Origin of the sequence: Arcticibacter svalbardensis MN12-7, from assembly GCF_000403135.1 — a bacterium.
In the GTDB taxonomy this organism is placed as follows: Bacteria; Bacteroidota; Bacteroidia; order Sphingobacteriales; family Sphingobacteriaceae; genus Arcticibacter; species Arcticibacter svalbardensis.
On record NZ_AQPN01000145.1, the window covers coordinates 73,314 to 98,164 of the forward strand.

Annotated in this window: 17 protein-coding genes; 6 read left to right on the forward strand and 11 right to left on the reverse strand. The window is 39.4% G+C overall.

All coding sequences use genetic code 11. The features are described from left to right. The first annotated feature begins 31 nt into the window (after positions 1–31). Positions 32–760, forward strand: coding sequence for a DNA repair protein RecO (gene recO / locus ADIARSV_RS19440; protein ID WP_016197392.1), 729 nt, complete (start codon positions 32–34; stop codon positions 758–760). Here recO and ADIARSV_RS19445 read toward each other — a convergent pair. Together ADIARSV_RS19445 and serS are read right to left on the reverse strand one after the other, a co-directional pair. Further along, positions 750–1,118, reverse strand: coding sequence for a response regulator (locus ADIARSV_RS19445; protein ID WP_016197393.1), 369 nt, complete (start codon positions 1,116–1,118; stop codon positions 750–752). The two genes, recO and ADIARSV_RS19445, sit on opposite strands and share 11 nt — an antisense overlap. Before the next feature lie 340 nt (positions 1,119–1,458). After that, positions 1,459–2,730: a serine--tRNA ligase gene (serS, locus tag ADIARSV_RS19450; RefSeq protein WP_016197394.1), complete on the reverse strand. Its 1,272-nt coding sequence runs from the start codon at positions 2,728–2,730 to the stop codon at positions 1,459–1,461. A 70-nt stretch (positions 2,731–2,800) separates the two neighbouring features. Between serS and rsmI the strand changes: the two genes are divergently transcribed. The 3 genes from rsmI to lnt are packed head-to-tail and all read left to right on the forward strand — an operon-like array spanning position 2,801 to position 5,840. Further along, the gene (gene rsmI, locus ADIARSV_RS19455; RefSeq protein ID WP_016197395.1) at positions 2,801–3,514 is read left to right on the forward strand and encodes a 16S rRNA (cytidine(1402)-2'-O)-methyltransferase; all 714 of its coding nucleotides are present in this window, start codon (positions 2,801–2,803) and stop codon (positions 3,512–3,514) included. After that, the gene (locus ADIARSV_RS19460) at positions 3,504–4,211 is read left to right on the forward strand and encodes a PH domain-containing protein (RefSeq protein WP_016197396.1); all 708 of its coding nucleotides are present in this window, start codon (positions 3,504–3,506) and stop codon (positions 4,209–4,211) included. Before rsmI ends, ADIARSV_RS19460 begins: the two co-directional genes overlap by 11 nt. Further along, a complete protein-coding gene (gene lnt, locus ADIARSV_RS19465) occupies positions 4,212–5,840 on the forward strand; it encodes an apolipoprotein N-acyltransferase (RefSeq protein WP_016197397.1) in 1,629 nt (542 codons plus the stop codon). A 512-nt stretch (positions 5,841–6,352) separates the two neighbouring features. Here the strand turns inward: lnt and ADIARSV_RS19470 are convergent. The 4 genes from ADIARSV_RS19470 to ADIARSV_RS19485 form a co-directional block, all read right to left on the reverse strand. Continuing rightward, positions 6,353–7,648, reverse strand: a complete 1,296-nt coding sequence (locus tag ADIARSV_RS19470; RefSeq protein WP_016197399.1) for a sugar MFS transporter — start codon at positions 7,646–7,648, stop codon at positions 6,353–6,355. 32 nt (positions 7,649–7,680) lie between these two features. After that, entirely contained in the window at positions 7,681–9,600 is a 1,920-nt protein-coding gene (locus ADIARSV_RS19475) for a glucosamine-6-phosphate deaminase (RefSeq protein WP_016197400.1), read from the reverse strand. Positions 9,601–9,817: 217 nt separating this feature from the next. After that, positions 9,818–10,882 (reverse strand): substrate-binding domain-containing protein, encoded by a 1,065-nt coding sequence (locus tag ADIARSV_RS19480; RefSeq protein ID WP_016197401.1) that lies wholly within the window; start codon positions 10,880–10,882, stop codon positions 9,818–9,820. A gap of 41 nt (positions 10,883–10,923) precedes the next feature. Then, positions 10,924–11,385, reverse strand: a complete 462-nt coding sequence (locus ADIARSV_RS19485; protein ID WP_016197402.1) for a low affinity iron permease family protein — start codon at positions 11,383–11,385, stop codon at positions 10,924–10,926. Positions 11,386–12,082: 697 nt separating this feature from the next. Here ADIARSV_RS19485 and ADIARSV_RS19490 point away from each other — a divergent pair. Both ADIARSV_RS19490 and ADIARSV_RS19495 read left to right on the forward strand, forming a co-directional pair. Beyond that, positions 12,083–14,119, forward strand: a complete 2,037-nt coding sequence (locus ADIARSV_RS19490) for a M13 family metallopeptidase (RefSeq protein WP_016197403.1) — start codon at positions 12,083–12,085, stop codon at positions 14,117–14,119. Between the two features lie 165 nt (positions 14,120–14,284). Beyond that, positions 14,285–15,127, forward strand: a complete 843-nt coding sequence (locus ADIARSV_RS19495) for a phosphatidylinositol-specific phospholipase C/glycerophosphodiester phosphodiesterase family protein (RefSeq protein ID WP_016197404.1) — start codon at positions 14,285–14,287, stop codon at positions 15,125–15,127. A gap of 10 nt (positions 15,128–15,137) precedes the next feature. Here ADIARSV_RS19495 and ADIARSV_RS19500 read toward each other — a convergent pair whose 3' ends face one another. The 5 genes from ADIARSV_RS19500 to ADIARSV_RS19520 form a co-directional block, all read right to left on the reverse strand. After that, positions 15,138–17,015 carry a heparinase II/III domain-containing protein gene (locus ADIARSV_RS19500; protein ID WP_016197405.1) on the reverse strand — a complete coding sequence of 626 codons (1,878 nt, stop codon included), beginning with the start codon at positions 17,013–17,015 and terminating at the stop codon, positions 15,138–15,140. Between the two features lie 67 nt (positions 17,016–17,082). Next, positions 17,083–18,282: a glucuronyl esterase domain-containing protein gene (locus ADIARSV_RS19505; RefSeq protein WP_016197406.1), complete on the reverse strand. Its 1,200-nt coding sequence runs from the start codon at positions 18,280–18,282 to the stop codon at positions 17,083–17,085. Between the two features lie 321 nt (positions 18,283–18,603). Then, the gene (locus ADIARSV_RS19510; RefSeq protein ID WP_016197407.1) at positions 18,604–20,088 is read right to left on the reverse strand and encodes a RagB/SusD family nutrient uptake outer membrane protein; all 1,485 of its coding nucleotides are present in this window, start codon (positions 20,086–20,088) and stop codon (positions 18,604–18,606) included. Between the two features lie 23 nt (positions 20,089–20,111). Beyond that, positions 20,112–23,525, reverse strand: coding sequence for a TonB-dependent receptor (locus tag ADIARSV_RS19515; RefSeq protein ID WP_200864786.1), 3,414 nt, complete (start codon positions 23,523–23,525; stop codon positions 20,112–20,114). A gap of 117 nt (positions 23,526–23,642) precedes the next feature. Next, complete coding sequence (locus tag ADIARSV_RS19520; RefSeq protein ID WP_016197409.1) at positions 23,643–24,785, reverse strand: FecR family protein; 1,143 nt, start codon at positions 24,783–24,785, stop codon at positions 23,643–23,645. Positions 24,786–24,851: the final 66 nt, after the last annotated feature.

The following is a 24,851-nucleotide window of genomic DNA, read 5'->3' on the forward strand; positions in this document are numbered from 1 at the left end:
TTAATAATACGGCTATTTACACCTGGAAAAAATGTTACATAAAACCAGGGGAATTGTATTTAAGACTACTGTTTATTCAGAAAGTAGTGTTGTCGCACAAATTTTTACTGAAAAATTCGGCTTACAATCTTATTTAGTGAATGGCGCGCGTAAGCCAAAAGCGAAGATTCGAATGAATATGATACAACCACTTCACTTATTGGATATGGTTGTTTATCACAAACCGAATGGTAATATTCAACGTATCTCTGAACTCCGTAATGCTCCTCTGCTTGAAACAATTCCTTACGACCTAATTAAAAGCAGCCTTGTTCTCTTTCTCAATGAGGTATTATATAAAGTCGTCAGACAACATCATGATGATGTGCTTTTATTTGAATTTATATTCCACAGTATTATTTTGCTCGATAAATTAGAGAATGGGCTTGGTAATTTCCATCTCTGGTTTTTACTGCATTTAAGCAAATATCTTGGCTTTTATCCGGAGCGAACCAATGAAAATATCTCCTCTTATTTTGATCTTAAAAATGGAGTATTTACAAATTTTGTCCCTGGACACGCTTACTATTTGCATGGGAAATTAACCAGCACCTTCTCCGAAATTTTAGTTATGAATGTGGATAGTATGCATTTATTGAAGATCTCGTCTGTAAACAGGAAAGACCTCCTTTCCAAAGTACTCGATTATTACCGCATGCATATCGACAACTTTGGAGAGATTCACTCACATAAAATAATTGAAGAGGTATTTAATTCTTAAAGCGTGCTACTTTTTCAATCATATCTTCCAATTCGTTTAAATCAAATGGCTTTTCAAGATAAGTATCCGCACCAGCTTTAAATGCAAGCGTTTGGATGTCGTTATTTGCAGAGAAGTAAACAACGGGAATATCTTTAAGATCAGGTTCAGATTTTATAGCCCGCGTAGCAATCACTCCACCCGACTCAGGAATCCAATTATCCATTAAAATTACATTAGGATCAAAGGTTCTCACTTTATTTACAATATCATTGCAGTGAGCTGAAGTCTGAACATCCCAACCCTGTTCCTGAAGTATATAGGTACATATTGATAATATATCAATATCATCATCAAATATTAGTATCCGTTTTGACATGCTTTAGATAACCCCAAACTATAATAAACAATAACTACCTGTTGGGTTATAACTCCGCTTTTTATTTTATGTTTTAATTTATTACACCTTGTGTAAAATAGATGATACAATACTATTGTAACTATCTCATTAGTAGATCAATTCACTTTTATATAATAATCGGCACGTTAAAAAAAGTTAAATGTTTTGCAATGATTTAACTCAACTGTATCTTTGAGAAGAAACATAACCGAATCTTATATTAAGAAACAATAAGGTTTAGGTTTATAATTGGTTAGTTTGAGCTCCTGCCCATCAGGAGTTTATTTGTTTCTCCTTATAAAAATTCAGCAAATCATCATTAATCAATCCACTCAAATTTAGTATAAGGAACTAAAGCAGCCGGAATTTTAATTCCTCTCTCCGTTTGGTTATTTTCAAGTAAGGATGCAACTATGCGGGGCAATGCAAGAGCACTTCCATTCAGCGTATGTGCATATTGTGCCTTTCCTTCCTTTCCTTTATAACGTAATTTCAGCCTGTTACTCTGAAACGTTTCAAAGTTTGAGACAGATGAAACTTCCAGCCAACGTGCCTGAGCAGCACACCATACTTCCATATCATAGGTAAGCGCAGAGGTAAAACTCATATCACCACCACATAAACGGAGAACCCGGTAAGGAAGCTCCAGCTTTTGAAGTAAGGATTGTACATGTGCACTCATATTTTCTAATATTTCATAGGAATGATCAGGGTGCGCAACCTGCACAATTTCTACTTTATCAAACTGATGCAGACGATTTAGTCCCCTTACATGCGCACCATAAGAACCAGCTTCCCTACGGAAACAAGGTGTATACGCACAATTCATGATCGGCAATTCATCTTCTTTAACCGTTACGTCGCGGTATAAATTAGTAACCGGAACTTCAGCAGTTGGAATCAGATATAAGTTATCTACGCCAACGTGGTACATCTGACCTTCTTTATCAGGTAGCTGACCTGTTCCAAATCCTGATGCTTCATTCACAACAATAGGAGGTTGAATCTCTCTGTATCCCGCTTCTTCCGCATTATCAAGGAAAAAGTTAATCAAAGCGCGTTGCAGTTTAGCACCCTTTCCCTTATAAACCGGAAAACCTGCACCTGCAATTTTATTCCCTAATTCAAAATCAATAATATCATATTTAGTGGCCAGTTCCCAATGAGGCAAAGCACCTGCATATAATGCTGGCTTGTCACCAAACTCAAATATGTTCTCATTTTCTTCCGGTGTGGTACCCCGGGGTACACTGCTATGCGGCAGGTTTGGAATCAAAACAATGTGCTTCAATAACTCAGCTTCCGCTTTGTTTAATTTTTCACTAAGTGTTTTAATCTGTTCTTTTATGGTTACTGTACGGGATTTTAAAATCTCCGCTTCTTCTTTTTTACCTTGTCGCATCAACTCACCCACCTGTTTTGCAATGGTGTTTGCTTCTGCGGAAATCGAATCCAGAGTGGTCTGTGTTTGACGGCGTTCTTCATCTAGTGAAATTACGGCGTCTACAATTTCAGGCTGTTTAAAATTTTTAACAGACAATCGTTCTAAAACCTTCTCTCTGTTCTCGCGGATATAACTAACTTGCAGCATCGTTTGTAAATTTTTGTCAAAGATATAATGACTTGGCTAGTTTACAGGTAGTTTTTGCATTATTTTAAATATGACAGGGAAACTTTATCTCGTACCCACTCCAATTGGCAATTTGGAAGACATTACACTCCGGGCAATACGGGTTTTAAAAGAGGTGGATTTAATCCTCGCTGAAGACACGCGAACCAGTGCGCCTTTATTAAAACATTTCGGTGTTGATAAAAAAGTGTATGCTCACCATCAGCACAATGAGCATAAGGCCAGTTCAGAAATTGTACGCTTTCTTAAAGAGGGACAGCAGATTGCATTGATCACCGATGCCGGTACACCCGCTATATCCGATCCTGGATTCTACCTCGTACGGGAGGTGTTGAAAAATGATATCGCTATCGAATGCCTGCCGGGAGCAACCGCTTTTGTGCCTGCCCTAGTAAATTCCGGATTACCTACCGACCGTTTTATCTTCGAAGGCTTCCTGCCCGTAAAGAAAGGTCGACAGACCCGCTTAAAGGAGTTGGCCGAGGAACCGCGGACTATGATTATCTATGAATCCCCACATCGTGTGCTAAAATCTCTTGACGAATTTATCGTTGTATTTGGTGAAGACCGGCTTGCTTCTGTATCCCGGGAGCTTACAAAAATCTTCGAAGAAACCATAAGAGGTTCATTAGCTGAAATTAAAACCTATTACGAGACACATACGTTAAAAGGTGAATTTGTGCTTGTTTTAGCTGGAAAAGAAGTAAAGAAAAATATTAAAAACTATACTGAAGATGAACTTTGAGCAATTTTTAACTGATGAGCAGGATCCTAAGGCAACAGAAAAAATCTTAGCGAAACTGAATGATATGCTTACACCGGGTGAAGAAGTTCTCTACCTGGCTATTCAGAAAAAACCAGCGGTAACACTCGTGCCCGATTCTATTGTAATCACCAACAAACGCTTGTTCTTTTGTATCCCAGGCAACATGGGACTAACCACCAACTTTGAGATCTTCTCCTGGAAGGACATCAAAGAGGTCTCTTTTAAAGAAGAGTTTTTTGGAGCACGCTTTACTGCAGTGCCCGTTCGGGGAGAGAATTTTACAGTAGATTATATTCCTAAAGTACAGGCTCGTAAGCTATATCAAAGTTCCAACCAGCAGATTGACAGAATAAAAGATGAGTTGGAGCAGGAGCAATCCCGAAAGGAACAACAATTACGTCAGGAGCAGCTAGAGAATGACTTAAAAAAGTCAACTCAATTTATGCAACATACTCCACCTGCAGCAGAATTACCCATCTCTAAACCAGAAAGTATTGAATTTAAAGCTGAACCTGTTGTAGAACCCCAGGCCTTTGCACCCATTCCTGAACCTGCTGTAGAGCCTGAAGATGAAATTACGCTAAAGCTTAAAAAGCTGAAAGTCCTGTTTGAAAAGCAGTTAATCTCCCAGGAAGAATACGAAGCTAAAAAATCTGATATTTTATCCCAGTTCTAGGTGAAAAGAAATTATTTCCTTGCCCTCATCAGTGCTTTTCTATTGTGGATCGCATGGCCTCCTATGCAATTCACTGCACCAATTTTGCTTGTCGCACTTGTGCCTTTGCTGCGAGCTATCGAAAGTGTGATCCTCTCGGATCAACCTGCCAAGGGTAGAAAGGTCTTCTTTATTGCTGGCCTGACTTATTTAATCTGGAATACGGCCTCCATTTACTGGGTTTTTAATTCCTTAAATGCGGTGCTGCCCGTATGGGTTGCCTGCTTGATCTCTATCATTCCCTTTGGCCTTGCCGCCGTACTGATGACCCTGGCCTTTTGGCTTTATTATAAGATGAGAAGGGTAGCAGGGAAAATGTTGAGTTATGCAGGACTGATTAGCTTCTGGATCGCATACGAATATCTGCATCAAACCTGGGATCTTGCCTTTCCATGGATGAACCTGGGCAATGGCTTTGCCGAAACAAGTAGCTTAGTGCAGTGGTATGAGTATACTGGTGTTTATGGTGGAACATTATGGATCTTAATTGCCAATATACTGGCTTTTGAAATAGGGGCTCAAAATGACACGGTTGATGAAGGCCTTAAACTCAAGAAAAAACTTACCATGGCACTCTCTGTCTGGATAGTTGTGCCGATCACTTTTTCTATGATCATCTATACCCTATACACAGAAGCTGTAAACCCTGCCAATATTGTGGTGGTGCAACCCAATGTAAATCCCTACGATAAATGGGAGAAACCGGCAGATGTACAGATTGATCATCTCATCCATCTCTCTGATTCACTGGGACAAGCCAATACAGAATACTTTATCTGGCCAGAAACAGCCGTTCCCCAATTTATAGAGGAGTATACCATCCGGGAAAACCCCAGCTATCTCCGCATTCAGCAGTTTCTTTCCAAGTATAAAAACGGGAATGTGCTCACGGGCATAGAAAGTTTTAACTTATATGATAAGCAGGAAACCCCTACTGCTGCATTTAATAAAAGTGCAGGTAAGTATCTGGACTATTATAATGCCGCAGTTAACATTGAGAACTCCTCCAAAGTGCAATTTTATCACAAATCCAAACTCGTTCCCGGAGTAGAATCCCTTCCTTTTGCAACAGCCTTAAGCTTTCTGAAACCTGTATTTGCTTCATTTGGAGGATCTTCAGGAGGTTTTGGCAAACAGGATCATCCCAGTGTTTTCTATACGCAAAGTGGTTTAGCAGCAGCGCCTGTAATTTGTTACGAATCCATTTGGGGAAGCTACGTGGCCGATTATGTAAAAGATGGGGCACAGTTCATAGCCATTATCACGAATGATGCCTGGTGGGGCAATACATCCGGTAAGGATCAGCACTTCGCCTATGCCAAACTTCGGGCAATTGAAACACGTCGTTGGGTTGCCAGGTCAGCCAATACCGGGATCTCTGGATTCATTAATCAGCGGGGCGATATTGTGCAGTCCAGTAAATGGTGGGTGCCAACAGCTTTAAAGCAAGATATTAATCTCAACAGCGATCTGACCTTTTATGTACGATATGGCGATTACATCGCCTGGATAGGCTGTATTTTTGCAGGTCTATTTATTGGATTGATTCTGATCCGAAGTCGTAAAGGAAACTATAGAACAGAAAGCTGATTATCAGTGAATTGCAATAACGAAAACGCTTGCAACTTCTTATAAATGGACTCGTACTACCTATAGTTTTTTATAGTGATTTCTAATAGTTAAATATAATTACAACTGCTTTAATCGTTTTGTTCATGGCAGTGCTAAGGGTTTTAACAGTATCAACTTTAGTCACGAATGCAGCATGAATGAATAACAATAAGGATAAGGATAGAAAGTACCTGCGAATAAGGTTCATGGTTACAATTTAATTGATGGGTATTGATTCGATAAAATTAGCTTTTTAATAACAATACTTGTAATCTCTTACAGCTTTGCACGTCTGTTACTTTATAAAAAAACAGAATCATGTTAATAGCAGTTTGAAGGAAAACTAATTATACGGGAGCGCTAACTTCTTAAAAAAACAGCATGCGGTTAGTCACAGTTTAAAGGAAAACTTTACCCTGTAAAACTTTGTATATAAAAAAACCAGCTAGGTGTAATTACCAGCTGGTTCCTTTATTAAATGAAATTTATTTTTATGCTTTTACAAGAACAGCTTTACCTACGTTATACCCTCTAACTGCATAAAACAGGATAAAGAGATAACATGGAATCATAATCCAATATGCTTGTTGAGGACTCCATATATCAGCTAACCGTCCATAAATTAACGGCATTACTGCGCCACCTGCGATACCCATGATCAGTAAAGAAGATCCCATTTTAGTAAACCGTCCTAAACCTGATAAAGCGAGCGGCCATATAGCAGGCCATACCAGCGAATTAGCCAGACCTAATAAGGCGATAAACAGTACGGAAACATATCCATGTGTCATAAGTGCAATAACTGTAAAAACTATTCCCATGATAGAGAAAGTTTTCATCGCATTTGCTTGAGATATATACTTTGGAATACAAAAGATCCCAACCAGATAACCTACGATCATACCAATAAGAGTAAAGGTGGTAAAGAATTTAGCCGTTGATAAGGCAATTCCCTGAGAAGCTCCATAACTGATTACAGTATCTCCAGCCAAAACTTCCACCCCTACATATAAAAAGATGGTCAATACCCCTAACATCAGATGAGGGAATTGGAAGATACTGGTCTTACCTGTATTTGCAGCAGCAACCGTCTCATCTTCGATGTCGGTATCTACTTCAGGAAGACTAGACTTACTAACCAAAACCCCCAGGATGATGAGTGCCACCATAATAACTATGTATGGAACGATAACCCTTCCGGCAAGTAGATCAAGCTCTGCAGCCTTATCCACTACACTCATTGTCATGATACGGACCTTCAGTACATCTACATCTTTCAAGGTAACTGCACCAAGTACAATCGGCGCAATGGCACCAGCCACTTTATTGCAAATACCCATGATACTGATTCGTTTGGCAGCACTTTCTGCAGGTCCAAGTATAGTGATATAAGGGTTAGAAGCCGTTTGAAGTAAAGCTAGTCCTGTTCCTTGTACAAAAAGTCCCAACAAAAACAGTTCGTAGGTTCTGGTCATTGCAGCAGGTATAAATACCAGTGCTCCCAGCGCCATAACGCCCAAACCTAATGCCATACCTTTCTTGAATCCCGTGATCTTTAATACCCAACCCGAAGGGATTGCCATTACCAGATAAGAGATATAAAAAGCAAAGGTAACCAGATAAGATTCAAAGTTATTGAGTTCACAGGCGATCCGGAGATAAGGGATCAGAACAGAGTTCAGCCAGGTAACAAACCCGAAAATAAAGAATAAGGCCCCAATAATTGCAATTGGAGGGATACCGGAATATTTAACCGGCTCAGATGAATAGGTGCTAGGCTTTCCCATTTTTTATACTAATTCTATTTGCTTCATCAAACTTAAAACTTATATCTTACAAATGCTTCCATTGCTTCATATTCTGCCAAACCAAGTTGGTCATATGATTTTGCTGTTTCACGGTTTCGTTCTTCAGCTCGCACCCAAAACTCACGGGCATCATCACCAGGGAATACGGGAAGGTCTTTTTGTGACTGATGTTTGTAAATAGCCATCTTTTTAAGTTCTACTTCCTGAGGAGAAAGAGGAACAGCCATTTCAATTTCGTGCACTTCAAATTCATGCCATGCACCTCTATAAAGCCATAACCAACAATCTTTGGTCCATTCTTCAGTTGCTTTTAAACGGGTTAAGGCTTCCAGAAGAATATCGAAACACACTTTATGTGTACCATGAGGATCTGCAAAGTCGCCTGCTGCAAAAACCTGTTGTGGCTGAATCTGCTGAAGCAATTTCATCGTAAGGACGATATCATCTTCAAAAGATACATTCTTTTCTGTTTTTTGTCTGTCATAAAATGGAAGATCCATAAAGTGAATCTTTTCATCAGGAAGACCTGCAAACCTTGCCCCTGCAGTAGCCTCCCCTTTTCTGATCAGCGCTTTAATGGCCCTTATTTCATTTGAATCAGGTTGATTTGGTTGTTTTACAGCTATAAATCTGCGCATCTCTTCATATGCCTTTTCCTGATCAGTAACATCTTTTCCTCTTGCTCTGGCAAAATCCATAGCAAATTCCGCATAACGCAGAACTTCATCATCCCATACCGCTGTATTTCCTGATGTCTGATAAGCTACATGCAGGTTATGACCCTGATCGGCCAAACGGATAAATGTTCCACCCATAGAGATCACATCATCATCCGGATGTGGAGAAAATATAATGGTACGTTTCACTGCAGGGATAGCACGTTCCGGACGCTGACTATCATCTGCATTAGGTTTACCTCCCGGCCAGCCTGTTATTGTATGCTGAACCTGATTGAATATATTAATATTTATGTTGTAAACAGGTCCTTGCTCTACTGCGAGCTGAGCCATGCCATGATTATTATAATCCTCTTCAGTAAGCTTAAGAATAGGTTTTTTAAGTGTCTTAGCCAACCATATTACGGCCTTTTTAATTAACAGCGCGTCCCAGATACAATCTTTAACCTCCCAGGGAGTGTCAAAACGCGTAAGTTCGGAAGCCGCTTCCTCATCAAGCACAAATCCTACCTTATCTGATAATTGAAGATAGGTAGATGGCACATCTGAAGAGATCTCTCCTTCAACTGCCTTCTTTACGATGCCTGCCTTTTTTCGATTCCAAGCCATCAGAATAATTTCTCTGGCCTTGAAAATAGTACCTATCCCCATCGTAATCGCTTTTGTGGGTACGTTCTCCTTACCCCCAAAATCATGTGCAGCATCCCGACGAGTCAGATCATCCAATGTTACCAGACGTGTTCCTGAGTTTGGAGCTGATCCTGGTTCATTGAAACCGATATGACCAGTACGACCAATACCGAGAATTTGTAAATCTAAACCACCAATCGAACTAATCATTCTCTCATATTCCAGACAAAATGCTGCAATATCTTCTTTTGCCAGTGTACCATCCGGGATATGCACATTGTTCATATCGATGTCAATATGATCAAAAAGCTGCTCTTTCATGAAATGCACATAACTCTGCACCGCATCAGGCTGCATCGGAAAGTATTCATCCAGATTAAAAGTGATTACATTAGAAAAGCTTAACCCATCTTCTTTATGCATACGAACTAATTCGGCATAAACTTCTATCGGCGTTGCCCCTGTAGCTAGTCCCAATACCGCATTTTCTCCTAAAAGTTGTTTGCTTTTAATTAAATCGGCAATTCTTTTTGCTACAGAAAGAGATGCTGATGCGGAGTCTGGAAATACCGTTACCGGTAATTTCTCATAACGTGTTTCTTCTAATAAATTTAATCTTGACATGTTAAAATTTTATTATTTGACTATTTAGCTATAGAACGGAATGAACCTGATACTAATCTTGTAGCTCAAACCTAAACAATAATTTTAAAGAAAACAAATAGTGTGTGCGCACAAACACCATAATTTAACGTTTAAGCCAACTTAAATCGTCCATTGTGTCCACGCCCACACTATAGCGTAATAGAGCACAGTTTACAGTATATAGAAACAATTTCAATTAATCCTCGTGTATAAAGTAATTTATATTTTCTTTTACAATAACATCCAAAGGCAAATATTTTATTAGCGAAACTTTCTTCTTAAATACCAGATAGTCAACCATGTGATGCAAACTCCAATAACCTTGTCCCCGAGGATTCTGATTAATTAAGAAACTTATGATTCCCTTATTCAAAAAGTGAATATTTTTAGGCACCAGGTCATAGCAAATCAAATTAATACTTTTAATATGCCTTTGCTCCAGGTAAGTTGCAATCGCATACCCTTTGGAGGTGGTTACGTAGATACCCTGCAGATCAGGATTATTCTCAATTACGCTATCAATCTGCTTTTGAAACAAGGAATAGTTTTTTCGCTGAAGCTCAATCCGGTGTAAAGTATATTTATCAGCAAGGTTATTGTGACTAAAATAATTACGAAACCCTTGCTCTTTCTTAATCAAGTGGGTAGCGTTGCCAATATCCTCATCAATATGCGCTATTAAAATAGAACAAGGGTCCGGATTAATCTGACTAAAAAGCCTTCCTGCCAGCAGACCACTTTGATACGAATCCTGCCCGATATAGCTCAGTGGACTATATTCAGAAATCTGCGTATTAAAAATAATAAACGGGATTTTCATAGTGCTCCATTTATCAAAAAACGGCAATGTTTCCTTGTAAAATAAAGGAGCCAGAATTATTCCATCAGGAGCACTATCTGTTATTTCCTGGGCCTTTTCTATAAAAGTAGCTACGTTATGAGGATCAAACTTATACCTGGATACATTGATCCCGTATTGTTTAAGTTCCCGTTCCGCCTTTTCAATTCCCATAACCGCCTCATACCAATACGAATCATTCGTATGATTGGGAACCAGAGCAACAATATGATAGATCTTATTTGAGCCAAGCGCACGGGCACTATAATTTGGCTCATAGTTCATCTCTTTGATGATCCTTAAAACCTTTTCCTTGACATCCTGTGATATTCGTCCACGATCATGCAGTACACGATCTACCGTTCCAGTTGAAACCCCTGCCTTTTCGGCGATATCTTTTATACGAACAATTTTACTACTCATAAGCTATCCGTAATATGGTCTGTTCCAAACAGTATGGCATCTTATTTCTGACCATCAAGTCTCTGAAATTTTTGGCTTTTATGCAGGATCACTGCAGCATCAATGGAGTGCGATTTATGTATATCGCCCTCTGCTTTGGATAATTCAGACAGCTTTTGATAATATTTGTGCAATACATCCATTTCAAGTTCAGTCAGATCCTCTATGTCAACCATCCTGTTGCTCGCTTGTTTACTTGCAGCAATCAATTCGTTGAGTTTAAGTTGTACCGCTTTCGATTCTTTATTCTGAGATTTCTGAATAACAAAAACCATCAAAAAGGTAACGATGGTCGTACTCGTATTGATAACTAATTGCCAGGTGTCAGAATATTTAAACAAGGGCCCTGTAACAACCCATATCAGGATAATCAAAAAAGCGGTAACAAAAGCTTTGGAGCTTCCTGTCCATGCGGTTATTTTTGTTGACATCCTTTCAAAGAAAGGATCTTTTTTCTTTTCCATTGATCTGATAATTACTAAAAGATGTGCAAATATATATAGCGCAAATGAGATTGAGACGATAATAAAAGTTTAATACACGACTACGGATTTAGGAATAAGATTTCTCCCCTGAACTCATGGAATAATGCCTATCGTGCTTTTAAATCGGATCTCTGATGTTTCAAAACAATTGAAGCTAAAATACGGTGAATCAAAAAACACGAACAAACACGTTTTTACGATATAAATAAGTGGATGAAAACAAATGGAGGATTAGTCATAGTCCGTCTTTGCTCTTAAGATCACTTAACGAGTAAACTCCCTATAATTAAAAGGGACTTAAGTAGGATTTCCTCCACAGCATATACGCTTCGGAGCGGAGAAGGTGCGGACAAGGTGCGACTGAGGTGGGTGCAGGCTGCGCTTTATTTAATAGGCAATCTAGTCCATAAAAGGAAATGATCCTGCTATTAACCGTATTTAAACATAAATCCTAATTTAGCAATTTTCCGCTAACAATCAGCTATACAGATCTGAAAAACCCTTATTATTGTCATTTTAAATTCACCCATGTAAAAAATTATTTAATGTAATACCTCTAATACTCAAATCCATCTACAGATTTAAAAAATGCAATACTTCTATTACATTTTTTAATCACCAAAAAGCCTATTTTTGTTCCAAATTATCAAAATAGAGGTCATTATTTTATAATATTATGAAAAGAAAGTACATGAATCTGCTTTTACCTGGATTAGTAGCCATTAATCTTCAGGTTAATGCACAACAAACACCTTTAACAAAGTACATCGATCCAGCTAACATGGATCTTTCCGTAAAACCAGGCGACGATTTCTATCAATATGCCAGTGGCACATGGATTAAAAATAATCCCGTTCCCGCCAAAGAAACACGCTGGGGAAGCTTTAATGTATTACGCGATTTCAATATTAATGCAGTAAAAACCATTATCGAAGCAGCAACATTAAATACAAACGCCACTCCTGGTTCAGTTGAAAAAAGAGTAGGCGATTTTTATACCGCAGCAATGGATAGTGCTTCGATCGAAAAGCTGGGATATACGCCAATAAAACAAGATCTGCAACGCATCAAGGCTATTAAAGATTTGAATGGCATAATCAACGAAACTGCCTATCTTCAGTCTACCGGATATGCCTCACCATTCTTTGGTTTTTACGTTGCGCAGGATCGCAAGTACGTAACCAATATGGTTCCACAGCTTTCACAAGGAGGCACTAGCTTACCAGACCGTGATTATTATTTGAAGTCTGATGCCCGTAGTTTAAAGATCCAAACTGCTTTTAAAACATATATAACTACTCTATTTACCCTGACAGGTTCCACAGAAGCAATAGCAAAAAAGAATGCTGAAGTGATTTTCAACTTTGAGAAAGCACTGGCAACAGCACAATTGAGCCGTGTTGAACTTCGTGATCCGCAGAAAACATATAATAAATTTTCACTCGCAGCCTTAAGCAAAACAACTCCAGAATTCGATTGGAAACCATTGTTAAGCAAAATGAAGGTAAACGGACAGGATACTATATTAGTTAATGTGCCTTCCTTTTTCAGTTCACTCAGCACGACAGTTAAAAATACACCCATCAGTGATTTAAAGATCTACCTGCAGTGGAATGTACTAAAAAGCTCTGCCGCTGGTCTGAGTTCTCCATTTGTATCCGCTCAATTTGCCTATAACCAGGCTTTATCCGGACAAAAGGTACAAACACCAAGATGGCAGCGCATGTCGTCTTTAACCGACAACACTATTGGCGAACTACTTGGACAGCTCTATGTGAAGACGTATTTCAAGCCAGAAGCAAAAGCAAGGTTGCAGGTATTGGTAGAAAACCTAAGGAAAGCATATGAAATCCGAATCAGTAAACTGGATTGGATGAGCGACGTGACTAAAGAAAAAGCATTGGCTAAATTGAATGCCTTTACTCCTAAGATCGGGTATCCCGACAAATGGAAAACATATGAAGGATTGAACATCAGCAAAACTACCTTTTTCCAAAATCTTCGCAATGCAGACATCTGGTCTTATAATGAAATGGTAAACCAGTTAGGCAAACCAGTAGACCGCACCAAATGGGGTATGACTGTTCCTACCGTAAATGCATACTATAGCCCTGTGATGAATGAAATTGTATTCCCTGCCGGCATACTTCAATTCCCTTTCTTCGATCCAAATGCAGATGACGCAGTCAATTACGGAGGAATAGGTGCCGTTATTGGTCACGAGATGTCACATGGATTTGACGATTCAGGAAGCCAATACGACAAAGACGGAACATTGCGTAACTGGTGGACCGATACAGACATGACGAAATTTAAAGCAAAAACAAAAGCATTAGGTGAGCAATTTGATACCTATACCATTTTGGATACGCTGCATGTTAATGGCAAATTGACTATGGGAGAAAATATTGGCGATTTAGGAGGTTTAAACGCAGCATACGAAGCATTTAAAATGACTAAACAAGGCCAAACAGAAGAAAAGACTGATGGATTTACACCCGATCAACGCTTCTTTCTCGCTTGGGCACAGGTTTGGAGAGGTAATATTTTACCAGAAACTGCCGCTCAGTATATTCTGACTGACCCGCATTCTCCAGGTGAATTCCGCACCATTGGTACTCCTGTAAATATGGATGCCTGGTATAAGGCCTTTAATGTGCAGGCTGGCGATAAACTTTACAAAAAACCAGAAGACCGTATCAGAATCTGGTAAAAAATAAAACATCTCTAAAACACAGGCTATTCCAAAAGAGTAGCCTGTGTTTTTGTTTAAGACTCAAAATTAATTTGAAAAGCACTATTCGTCCTTATTGATTACCCTTGGTTAACACCTTGTATATATTGCACTTGTAACTTGCAGAACAAAATAAAAAGCAAGATGCAAGTAGCAATAAGTCAAAAGCACCTGAAAATAAGCTTATCCCTTCTTTTAATTTGTTTGGTGTTCAACTGCCAATCTCAAAACGTTTTATTTACTCAGGGTTTTGCACACAACGATTACTGGCATCAGCGGCCTTTGTACGATGCACTGGAAAATGGGTACTCCTATGTAGAAGCTGATATTTATTTGCGAAACAACAAACTGATTGTTGCACATATCCTCCCCTTCTTTAAAAAAAAGAAAACTTTAGAACAGTTATATTTTAAACCTTTGCTGAAAATCACTCAGGGAACTAATAAGGAAATCCGAAACCTTGCTTCACCCATTACGCTGATGATTGATATTAAATCCGAAGCCAATGAAACCTACTCCAAACTAGAGCATCTGCTCCATAAATATGCATCCATACTTTCGAGTTATGATAATGGGAAGACGACAATCAGACAAGTTACCGTTATCATCACAGGACATAAGCCCTATAAACGAATAAAAGAACAAACCAGCCGCATGGCGTTCATAGATGAAGACCTGTTAAAGATTGAACAGTCTATTGAGTCTGCCGACGTTTATCAAACTGCAAGTTGCAAATACGCTCATCTTATCAATTGGCAGGGAATTGGTGAAATGCCATTGGTAGAGAAAGAAAAACTAATCAGGTACGTCTCATATGCACATCAAAATGGCAAAAAAGTACGGTTATGGGCATCCCCCGAAAACACAAAAGTGTGGGCAGCTTTAATGGCTTGTGGAGTAGATTTGATTAATACAGATCAGTTAGTTGAACTTCGGGATTTCTTGTTAGCACAGCAAATTATTTATGCTAAAACAAACGTTAGATAGTCAATTGCAACTACCTGGAGGACCAATCCTTCAATTGCAGATTTTCTATCCCCTTATTTGCAGCATCATTTTCAGGAATTAACAGCACTGTAAAAGAACGTTTTGAACCTTTAGGGATGCGTACTTCAAAACCAACACGGGTAACTCCAGGATTAGGAGCATCATAATCATGAACAGGCTCCGTATTCCAGGTCTTTATCGTAATACCAGCATCCCCAAAAGCCTTTAATTGCAGTTTCTTACCATGTTGAGAAAGTTCTGCTGTTCCATTCTTTCCCAGCTTTACATTTGCCGGCGTAAGCATCACCCATCGGTAAGTCGTAGCCGTATCAGCACTAATAAGTTCATCCCTGATCATCACAAATCGCCGATCTACTATAGCAATACCCCGTTTTACTGTTAAAGCTGCATTTCTATAAATTTGACTCAGATCTATTGAAGCACTTAAAAAAGAGGGTTTGTCCGTAAAATTAGTTATTGGTGCAAAGCCATCAACCAGCTGCAATTCATTATTCAGCGTAATCGTATTGTGGTAGTAATTATTGTAGCGCAAAACATCCCAACGCTGTCCAGTTTGCTTAAAATCCCAAAGTGCAATCCCTTTACTTTCAAGAGAATTATAATCCTGCATACCCAGATCCATTGCCCATCTTTCGTTATTCGCATCCATCACAAAAGAGCCCGCATCCATATGTGAGTGGTTCGAAGAAGGCATTCCCCCTTTTATTCCTACAAACAAGGCATTCGTATTAACCCAGGATGTTCGCATCAGGGCAACAGGTGTAGGTCCTTTTCCTACCCACATCAGTTCTTTAGGTGCTTCTATCTTATCGATCGGAATCCCTTCTCCCCAAATTATTAAAGCGGGCAGAATCCTGTTCCTAACAAGCCACTTATCCTGCAGATATTTTTTCTCTTCAAACAACAGGGATAATTTATTCTGCTTTTTTGCCAGCCAAAACATTGGAGGGTGCACTTCTGCAGCATCAGACACATCCGAATAGTTAAAGCTTTTCCCTATAGGGCCTGACATATTCTCCATATAGGCCGCACTTTCTAAAAAACCAGTTTGTTTACTCAGACCGAAATCGCTTTTGAAAATCTTTTCAAGTGCATCTATCAGTAAAATATTAAAGGTTGTACCATAATCCCAATAGCCATAACCTTCCGGATAAGCACCATCAGGAGCGTACGCGCTCATGGAAACAGGAACCGATTTTATTGATCGGGTAATAATTGCTTTTGCAAGTATCGGTTCATCTTCATAAATAGCCAGTGCCCCATAAGCCATCCCTGCATTACACACCTGATTCCAATTATTTGCGCTTTGCAGCCAGGCATTATTTTCCGCTTTTAATGAAGGCTCTATTCCTTTTTTAAGGATTGCATTTTTAACAAGAGCTTTTACTTCAGCTGAAAGGTCAGGAAATAACCAATCATACCCTATTGCCGCCGCCGTAGTCATCTCTGCAACATCCAGAAAATGTGAGGGATTCCAATCCGTAAAACCGGCAATGGAACGTAATTCTACTTCTGCCTTTTTAAGAAACAGGCTATCTCTGGTCATCCTCCAGGAATAAGAGAGAAAAAAGATCCTGCGTAAACTTTCCCGCGACATACTTAACAATCGTCTTCCATTCATCACCCGCTCTACTGGTGGATGCGTTAACATCTTTCGGCTTTCCTGTAAAATCAGTTCATGAATTCCTTTCCATGTTGAATCATCCTGAATTGACTTTTTTATACCAGATTCCGCTTGTGCTAGAAGTAAGATTCTTGGATGTGGAGGCAGAGTTTTTACTTCCAACAAATCAAAGGACTGAGCGGATACCTGAAGACTCAGGATAAAAAACATAAAGAACAATGCTTTAGGATATTGAATACTCATGATCTGTAACTTTAATAAAATTCTTTTTTTAAAATTATTTTATGACTAAAAATCAGGATTTATAGTTTTAGAACGCTCTCTTTTTAAAATTATAGTTGGCAAATTTTATAAAATTAATCCAGTCAAACAAAGTTAAGTCATGCTTACCCTCCCTGATATGATAAGCCAATGAAGCATTTACAATCGGCTCATTGATTGCCGGTGAATTTGCAGGAAGGTTAGGTTTGATGCCATATAAGACATATGCCGGTTCGGCATTTTGTAAGGACAGATAAGTTCCTTTAGGATCTGCCCAAAGATCGTCAGAGGCATTGGTAGCATAAACAGGCCTTGGCGCAATCATCGAAATCAGCATATGCTGGTCAACAGGCAGCAAAGCCTCCTGATCATTGAACTTTTTATAATTTGGACTAAACCAATAAGGGAACTTGGTATTGATCGTCTTGATCCGTTCCCCAAATTGTCTTCTTGCTAATGCTGCACCCGTATTCCCGGAACAATTGGTGATACATAGTGCAAACCGTTGATCTTCAGCGGCAGCCCATAAGGAAGCTTTACCCCCTCGGGAATGTCCAACAACTGCTATCTGTTTTCCATCGATATCCGGATCGGTCAGCAGGTAATCCATGACACGACTAGCACCCCATGCCCATGCACCAATGGCCCGCATTCCATTGTTTGCGGCCAGCTGCTCCGGATACAAACGTAAAACACCATTCATGTATGTGTCTTTTTGGTCCGGAGCCAGCTCATCTACGTTGAACGCCGCAATAGCATACCCACTATCAATCAGTAATTCTGCGGGCCAGAAATCACTTTTATTGATGCGAGTGGGGTCTGTATTTTCTTTTCCTCGGTTGTTAATCAGTAAAAAGGCAGGTGAAGGTCTTTTAGCACGATTTGGAATAAAAAGAATCAGATTTATTTCCAATTTCTGATCCTTGTTAAATACTTTTATCAGCACTTCTTTTAACCGGGCCTTCCCTTCCATGGCAGATTTGTTATCATTTATAAAAGAATAGGTAATGCGATCAAAACCTTGGGGCATCTGTCCGTAAATATTATCCTCGAACTCCCTTATAAGTTCTGGTCTTCTAATCGCTTCCCATACTTGTTTGTTGTTCACTTTAACCCCATCGTTGGTTTTAAGAAGTTCAGGCAAAGTATATTCAGGAACTTTTGATTCATCATAATTAGGCTTATCCGCTGTCTGAGCGAGTGAGTCAACGGTATAAATCATTAAAATGAATAGTATTAATCCTTTCATACTTCTAATTATTAAATCAGATGCCTTTGTTTTTAAGCCCTCTCATCATTGGATATCTGCTATTATACTTTTCCCTTTATTTCAGCCTTTCGGCGATGTTCTTATACTGGCCCCTTTTAACAACTCTATTGGCCGGTACATATCCATAAGCCTGAGAATCTTCGAATTTTTCGATAGTCATTGGAGGTTTTCCCGAAGGATTAACCCGAATTTACAATCATGATAGTGTTACTACGATTATCATCCACAAACTTTACTAATTGATTCAAATCCACATGCAGTAAAATTCTACTTTCCTTCCCTAACATCCCTAACAGGGAACTACCTTGCTAATGAATTATTCTGTAGTTCAATATCCGGGATACCAAATACAAACTTAGTAGGTATTGGTTTACGGGCTGGTGTTGGTATTGCCGCACGCACTCCTGTTAAAATTTCAGCTACTTTATCCGTACGAACCATATCAAACCACCTTTTGCATTCACCAATAAACTCATAAGCTCTTTCCCTTAAAACCAATTCATCAAATTGCAATTGGCTTAGTCCTGCAGGTAAATCGGCTACTGTGCTTGAAACTGCAAGACTTACCCCATAGGCTCGTCGTCTTACCTGATTAATAGCAGCGTATGCATTAACTGGCCCATTTAGTTTATTTTCTGCTTCAGCAAATATCAAGAGCGCGTCTGCATATCTATAAAAATAAAAATCATTGCCATTGCCCGTATCTGCGGGTGCATTAGGATCTTTGTATTTACCCATTCGCAAATCGTAATTATTTGCTTCTACTTCAGCATTAGTTACTACACCGTTAATAATATAGGTGCTATAAAGGCTGAATTGCTTACGTAAATCATTATTATCCCAACCAGCAATAATTGGAGCCTTCGACATAATGCCTCCAAATTTGTTTCCGGTTACAGAATATCCCGCTAATTTCGCTTTAGAATCAGCCCAATAAGAGGCCCAAAAACTTCCGGCACCAACAACCTGAGAAAATTTCAATGAAAAGACATCCTCTTTATTTGTAGCCAAAACAGGTGAGTATAATGTTGCTAGTGAGGGTTCCAAATCATAGCCATAGGTTGCTTTATTATCAATAACCTCTTTAGCTTTATCGCGCGCATTTGTATAATCCTTTAAGGTGAGATATACATCTGCCAACATTACTTTAGCCGCCCCTGAAGTTGCCCTACCAGCATTTGCTGACGGAACTTGTGCTGGTAGGTTAACTTCAGCTATTTTAAGATCTTTAATAACTGCGTCATAAATCTCAGGAATTTCTGAAAGTGGTAAGTCCACATCATCAGAATTAACAATCGGCTTTAAACGTAACGGCACCTTTCCCCAAATACGTACTATATTGTAATAGCAAAGTGCACGGATAAAATAAGCCTCTCCATAAGCTCTGGATTTCTGATCATCACTTAAAGATGTATTCGCATCTAGATTGGCGAGAAGCAGATTCGCCTTTCCAACAGCTTCATAAATACATACCCATGTTGGTTCCAGACTATTGGGAGACATAAGCAAATTCGTATAATCGCTACTAGCTTTCTGGCTAGCCCCACCATCAGCATAATCGCTCATCAACTCAAGATAAAGGCCTAGCCTTGATTCCCATAGTCTGCCACGTGACCTTGTAAGCGGTTCGTATACACCGATTATTGTTTGATCCAGTAAAACCGGATTTAATTCTCCCAGGCTAATTGTCGCTTTAGGCTCTTCCTCTAATAGTTTTTCACATCCAGTGGTACCTATCATGATCAGTACCAAACAAAAGAGCTGTATATAAATATTTCGTTTCATTGTCGTGTTATTAATCCGATCAGTTAAAAATTTGCACTAAATCCAAATGTCCATACTTTTGCTGTAGGATATGCTCCCAGATCAACCCCTTGTCTGCGATCATTCCCATTGAAAGAGTTTACCTCCGGATCAAAGCCTGAATATTTTGTAAATGTGATTTGATTCTGGCCACTTACATACACATTGATGCTCTTTACTGTCCCGAGTTTTGCTATAGGAATCATATAATCTAACCGGACATTCCGCATACGGAAGAAATCACCACTTTCCATAAACCTGGAAGATACCCTGTTAGCTGTACTCACCTTTTCACTGGGTACAGGAAATAGCTCATTGATCACTTTCGCTTTATTAAATTGATTAGCAACGCCTACAGAAGTGAGGTTAGAAAGGTTGACGTTATTGATTAATGAGCCGCTAACACCTGCCCAAACCATACTAAATGTTAAGCGTTTGTATTTCACCAATGAATTAACACCATAGTAAAGATCAGGGTATGGACTGCCTAATATCTGATTATCAAGTGCATTGATTATATCTGTTCCGTCTGCATTCAAATCTCCATTTAAGTTCTCATGTAATGGAATACCCTCTGGACTAAGCCCTAAAAATTTAGGTCCGTAGAACACCGATAATGGTTCTCCTACACGGATAATACTGATACTTCCAGACTTATCATCAGCCGCTGATAAAGCAGCTGAAAGGTCTTGGTTGTTCTTCGTTTTAGTTACCTTATTTTTATTCTGAGATAAGTTAAAATCAAGCGAGAAGGTCCAATCTTTGGTATTCACTACGTTTGTACCAAGCGATACTTCCCAACCCTTATTCTGCACTTCACCTACATTATCAATAATTTGATTAACTCCTGCACTTGGTGCAATTTGCACAAAAGCCAGTAAGTCTTTGGTCTTTTTCAAGTAGTAATCAAATGTGAAACGGAATTTTTCTTGTAGAAATCCGGCATCTAATCCAATGTTAGTCTGAGCAGTTGTTTCCCATTTAAGATCAGGATTAGGGAATGTAGGAGAAAGACCTACAGCAAGACCTGTACCTGCACCCTGGCCGGTATTAACTGTCCTGCCAAGAGATAAAGACTGATAAGGACTGATAGCGGGATTACCTGCCTCGCCCCAACTTGCCCTTAGTTTAAAGTTCGAAACCCAGTCCTTGTCCTTAATAAAGGCCTCCTCAGATAAGCGCCATGCAGCAGAAACAGAAGGAAAAACTCCATACTTATTGTTTTCTGCAAATACAGAAGCCCCGTCACGCCTGATACTGGCAGAGAACAGGTATTTATCTGATAAGTTAAGACGTACCCTGGCAAACGAGGAGATGATCGTATTTTCAATCACATCCGTAATTGGCTTGCTGATTGTAGTTGCCGAACTAAAATTATAGTTCTTAAGCACATCACTTGCAAAACCTGTAGCAGAGAGATCAATCGTGTTATATCGCTCCTGCTGAATAGATACCCCTGCAGTTGCCTCCAGATTAGTCTTTTCAGAAAAGTTATATTTGTACTCCATGAAATCTTCCGCCAAAGCAGAGGTCTTGTCGTAACGCCCTAACTCTGCAACTCCAACATTGTTCCCCAGCCGTGGCAGGATCTTTGGAAAATAAAGATCCCTGCGGATATCATAATAATCTGCCGATAACCTTGTATTATTGGTCAGCCCTTTAAAAAGCACTGCCTTAAAGTCCACTCCTCCCTGAACACGTGTGGTCATATTCTGATCCGTCACTTCTTTAGCCAGGGCAACAGGATTTTCAGCATCTATACCGTTAAAGCTGAAAGGCGTTACTACGGAATAAGTACCATCTTCATTTTTAACAGGCACAGTTGGCGAAGCAAGGAGAGTAGATCCTATGCCTGACTTGCCAAAGTTCCTTGCTGCATTACCCAAAGAAGGAGAAAAACCTTTCTGCATAGCTCTGGATACGGTAAGACGACTTGAAACACTAAAGCGATCCTTAATCTTGCTATCCATATTCAGGCGCATAGAGCCCCTTTTATAGCCCGTATTGATTACTACTCCATCCTGACTGATGTACCCTCCGGAAATATAATATTTGGTTTTGTCTGAGCCACCAGAAATACTCAGGCTATTGTTAGTTACCGGAGCGGTAGTGAATATCTCATCTTGCCAATCAGTACTTACGGTAGGCGCGAAATTCGCAATTGAAGCAGGGACAGGCAAATTTGAATTGGTATAAAACCGGTTTACATAATCTACATATTCAGCACTGTTCATCATCTCTATCCGATTGGTTACTTGCTGCTCACCGTAAGAACTTTCAAAAGAAACCACGGCCTTGCCTATTTTACCAGACTTTGTAGTAATCATTACAACGCCGTTTGCACCACGGGAACCATATATGGCCGTTGCGGACGCATCTTTCAATATTTCGATGGATTGTATGTCCGATGGATTAATAGTGGCCAGACCATTAGCACCCCGTACATCATCGTTAAACTGAGGGAGTCCATCAATCACATACAAAGGTTCATTTCCCCCGGCAATGGACGAAACACCACGAATACGCATACTAATGCCGCCTCCAGGCTGTCCGGAAGCCTGCTGTACCTGCACGCCGGCAACCCTTCCCTGGATCGCTTTCTCAATACTCATTACCGGAATTTCACCTATCTGCTTTGCATCAATGGACGCAACAGATCCCGTTAAATCACTTTTACGCTGTGTACCATAACCCGTAACCACTACGGCCTCCAGGAACTTCGCTCCTTCAATCATCTTTACGTTGATCACTGTATGCCCGTCTACAGCAAATTCCTGCGTTTCAAAGCCGATATAGGTAAAAACAAGTACAGCATTTTGATTAGGCACCGAGATACTATATCCACCATTCAGATTAGAAACGATTGCCGTCGAAGTCCCTTTCACCTTAATACTGACGCCAGGAAGTGGAATATTCTTTTCATCCCTGATCGTTCCAGTGATGACAATAGCTTTCTGGTCTAATACAAAAGCATATTCACGAGGCTTAACGATGATCGTCTGGTTCTTGATAATATAACTTAAGGGCTGGTTTGCAAAGCAGTATTCGAGCACTTCATTAAGAGGTTCATTATTAAAACTGGCATCAACAGGCTTAGATCTTTTAAGCTCTTCCACATCATAAAAAACATCAAACTCTGTTTGTGCCTCAATTTGCTTCAATACCTGCTTTAGCGTTGCATCCTTTTTCACGTAGGAAACCATTTGCGCAACACTATTTGCACTGACCTGCAAGAGGCCAATAAACAATATAGAAAACGTTAGGTTTATCCGCATGATTAGTCCTTTATTCAGTAATGCCTTACTCCTTATAAATTTAAAGAAATCATTACTATGATTACAATTCGAATAGGTTAGTATTCCAAATTTACTGTCACTGGCATCATTACACAGGAACAGTTTTTGAGCATAAAATTTCATACATTTGGTTAGTTTATGGTTCATTGTAAGCGCAAAATTTACGATCGAAAACTTAAACTAGAACCGGGAGTAGGTCCAATTACTCCTGGTTCATTTTTAGTATCCTATAAGTAGAGGTTAATTCATCACAATAACCCTCCTTCCTTCCACTTTAAAACGCACCGATCCGGTTAGTTCTAAAATTTCCAAGACTTGATTTATACTTTTAAAACGTGAAATAGTACCTCCAAAAGCCTTATTAACAGCCTTATTCCCTGCAAATTCTACATCCACATCATACCATCGGGAAATCTGTCTCATGATAACTGCTAAACTTTGGTCGTTGAAGACAAACTTTTCATTCTTCCATGCCATAGTTTCCTCCAGATCCCCATTTCGAATAATCACTGAAGCATTTGCCATTATTATAGATTGCTGACCGGGACGCAAAACCCGTGTAAGCTGTGTACTGTTCTGGAAAACCCTGATGCTGCCTTCCAAAAGTGTAGTTTTAGTTTCATTTTCATCCGCATAGCTATTTACATTGAAATGCGTTCCTAAAACTTCCACTTCCTGATTCCTGGTCTGTACCTTAAAAGGCATTGACTTGTTAGGAGCCACTTCAAAATAGGCTTCACCATTCAGTTCCACTTTCCGTTCCTTGCCAATAAAAGAAGTTGGGTACTTCAATGAAGTTGCCGCATTGAGCCATACATGCGTACCATCAGGTAATACGATCTGGTACTGGCCTCCACGGGGTGTTGTAATCGTATTATAGGCTATTATTTTTGCAGAATGTTCAGTCTCCGAAATGGTATAGATCAACTTTCCATCTGAAGTCTTAATAATCTGCACCCCATTTTCTTTAGCTATTCTACCACTTGAAGCATCAGTCAATGATATTTTAGACCCATCTGCCAAAGTAATAAAAGCCTTATTACTTCCCGGAACGATCACCTCTTTAGGCTTATTCAGAACCTTTACTATTTGCTTCTGATGAACAGTTTTATTATTGGTGTGGAGCAACAATGCCACAGAAATAATAAGCAATACAGAAGCTGCAGCAGCAATTTTTGGCCACATTCCAATCACCTTATTCCTTTCTTTCAAGGGAAGCCCTCTCCTTATTTCTGCCAGATCTGCTACTATTTCCTTGTTACTCAAATCAAATTCAGTCACATGACCAAACATAATCCAGTTTTCAATGATGGCTTTTTCTTCATCAGTACAAGTACCCGCTTGGAATTTAGAAAGGAGTGTTTTAGCGTCTTGATCTTGCATAGCCTTTGGATTATTATTCTTATTATATACAAGACACCTAACCCAGCATCAAGGGTTAAAATAAAC

Coding starts and splice junctions, on each gene's coding strand:
- ADIARSV_RS19500 (WP_016197405.1), bottom strand. CDS start 17,015: ATGAGTATTCAATATCCTAAAGCATTGTTCTTTATGTTTTTTATCCTG.
- ADIARSV_RS19485 (WP_016197402.1), bottom strand. CDS start 11,385: ATGGAAAAGAAAAAAGATCCTTTCTTTGAAAGGATGTCAACAAAAATA.
- ADIARSV_RS19510 (WP_016197407.1), bottom strand. CDS start 20,088: ATGAAACGAAATATTTATATACAGCTCTTTTGTTTGGTACTGATCATG.
- ADIARSV_RS19520 (WP_016197409.1), bottom strand. CDS start 24,785: ATGCAAGATCAAGACGCTAAAACACTCCTTTCTAAATTCCAAGCGGGT.
- rsmI (WP_016197395.1), top strand. CDS start 2,801: ATGACAGGGAAACTTTATCTCGTACCCACTCCAATTGGCAATTTGGAA.
- ADIARSV_RS19460 (WP_016197396.1), top strand. CDS start 3,504: ATGAACTTTGAGCAATTTTTAACTGATGAGCAGGATCCTAAGGCAACA.
- ADIARSV_RS19470 (WP_016197399.1), bottom strand. CDS start 7,648: ATGGGAAAGCCTAGCACCTATTCATCTGAGCCGGTTAAATATTCCGGT.
- ADIARSV_RS19495 (WP_016197404.1), top strand. CDS start 14,285: ATGCAAGTAGCAATAAGTCAAAAGCACCTGAAAATAAGCTTATCCCTT.
- serS (WP_016197394.1), bottom strand. CDS start 2,730: ATGCTGCAAGTTAGTTATATCCGCGAGAACAGAGAGAAGGTTTTAGAA.
- ADIARSV_RS19490 (WP_016197403.1), top strand. CDS start 12,083: ATGAAAAGAAAGTACATGAATCTGCTTTTACCTGGATTAGTAGCCATT.
- ADIARSV_RS19505 (WP_016197406.1), bottom strand. CDS start 18,282: ATGAAAGGATTAATACTATTCATTTTAATGATTTATACCGTTGACTCA.
- ADIARSV_RS19515 (WP_200864786.1), bottom strand. CDS start 23,525: ATGAAATTTTATGCTCAAAAACTGTTCCTGTGTAATGATGCCAGTGAC.
- recO (WP_016197392.1), top strand. CDS start 32: ATGTTACATAAAACCAGGGGAATTGTATTTAAGACTACTGTTTATTCA.
- ADIARSV_RS19475 (WP_016197400.1), bottom strand. CDS start 9,600: ATGTCAAGATTAAATTTATTAGAAGAAACACGTTATGAGAAATTACCG.
- ADIARSV_RS19480 (WP_016197401.1), bottom strand. CDS start 10,882: ATGAGTAGTAAAATTGTTCGTATAAAAGATATCGCCGAAAAGGCAGGG.
- ADIARSV_RS19445 (WP_016197393.1), bottom strand. CDS start 1,118: ATGTCAAAACGGATACTAATATTTGATGATGATATTGATATATTATCA.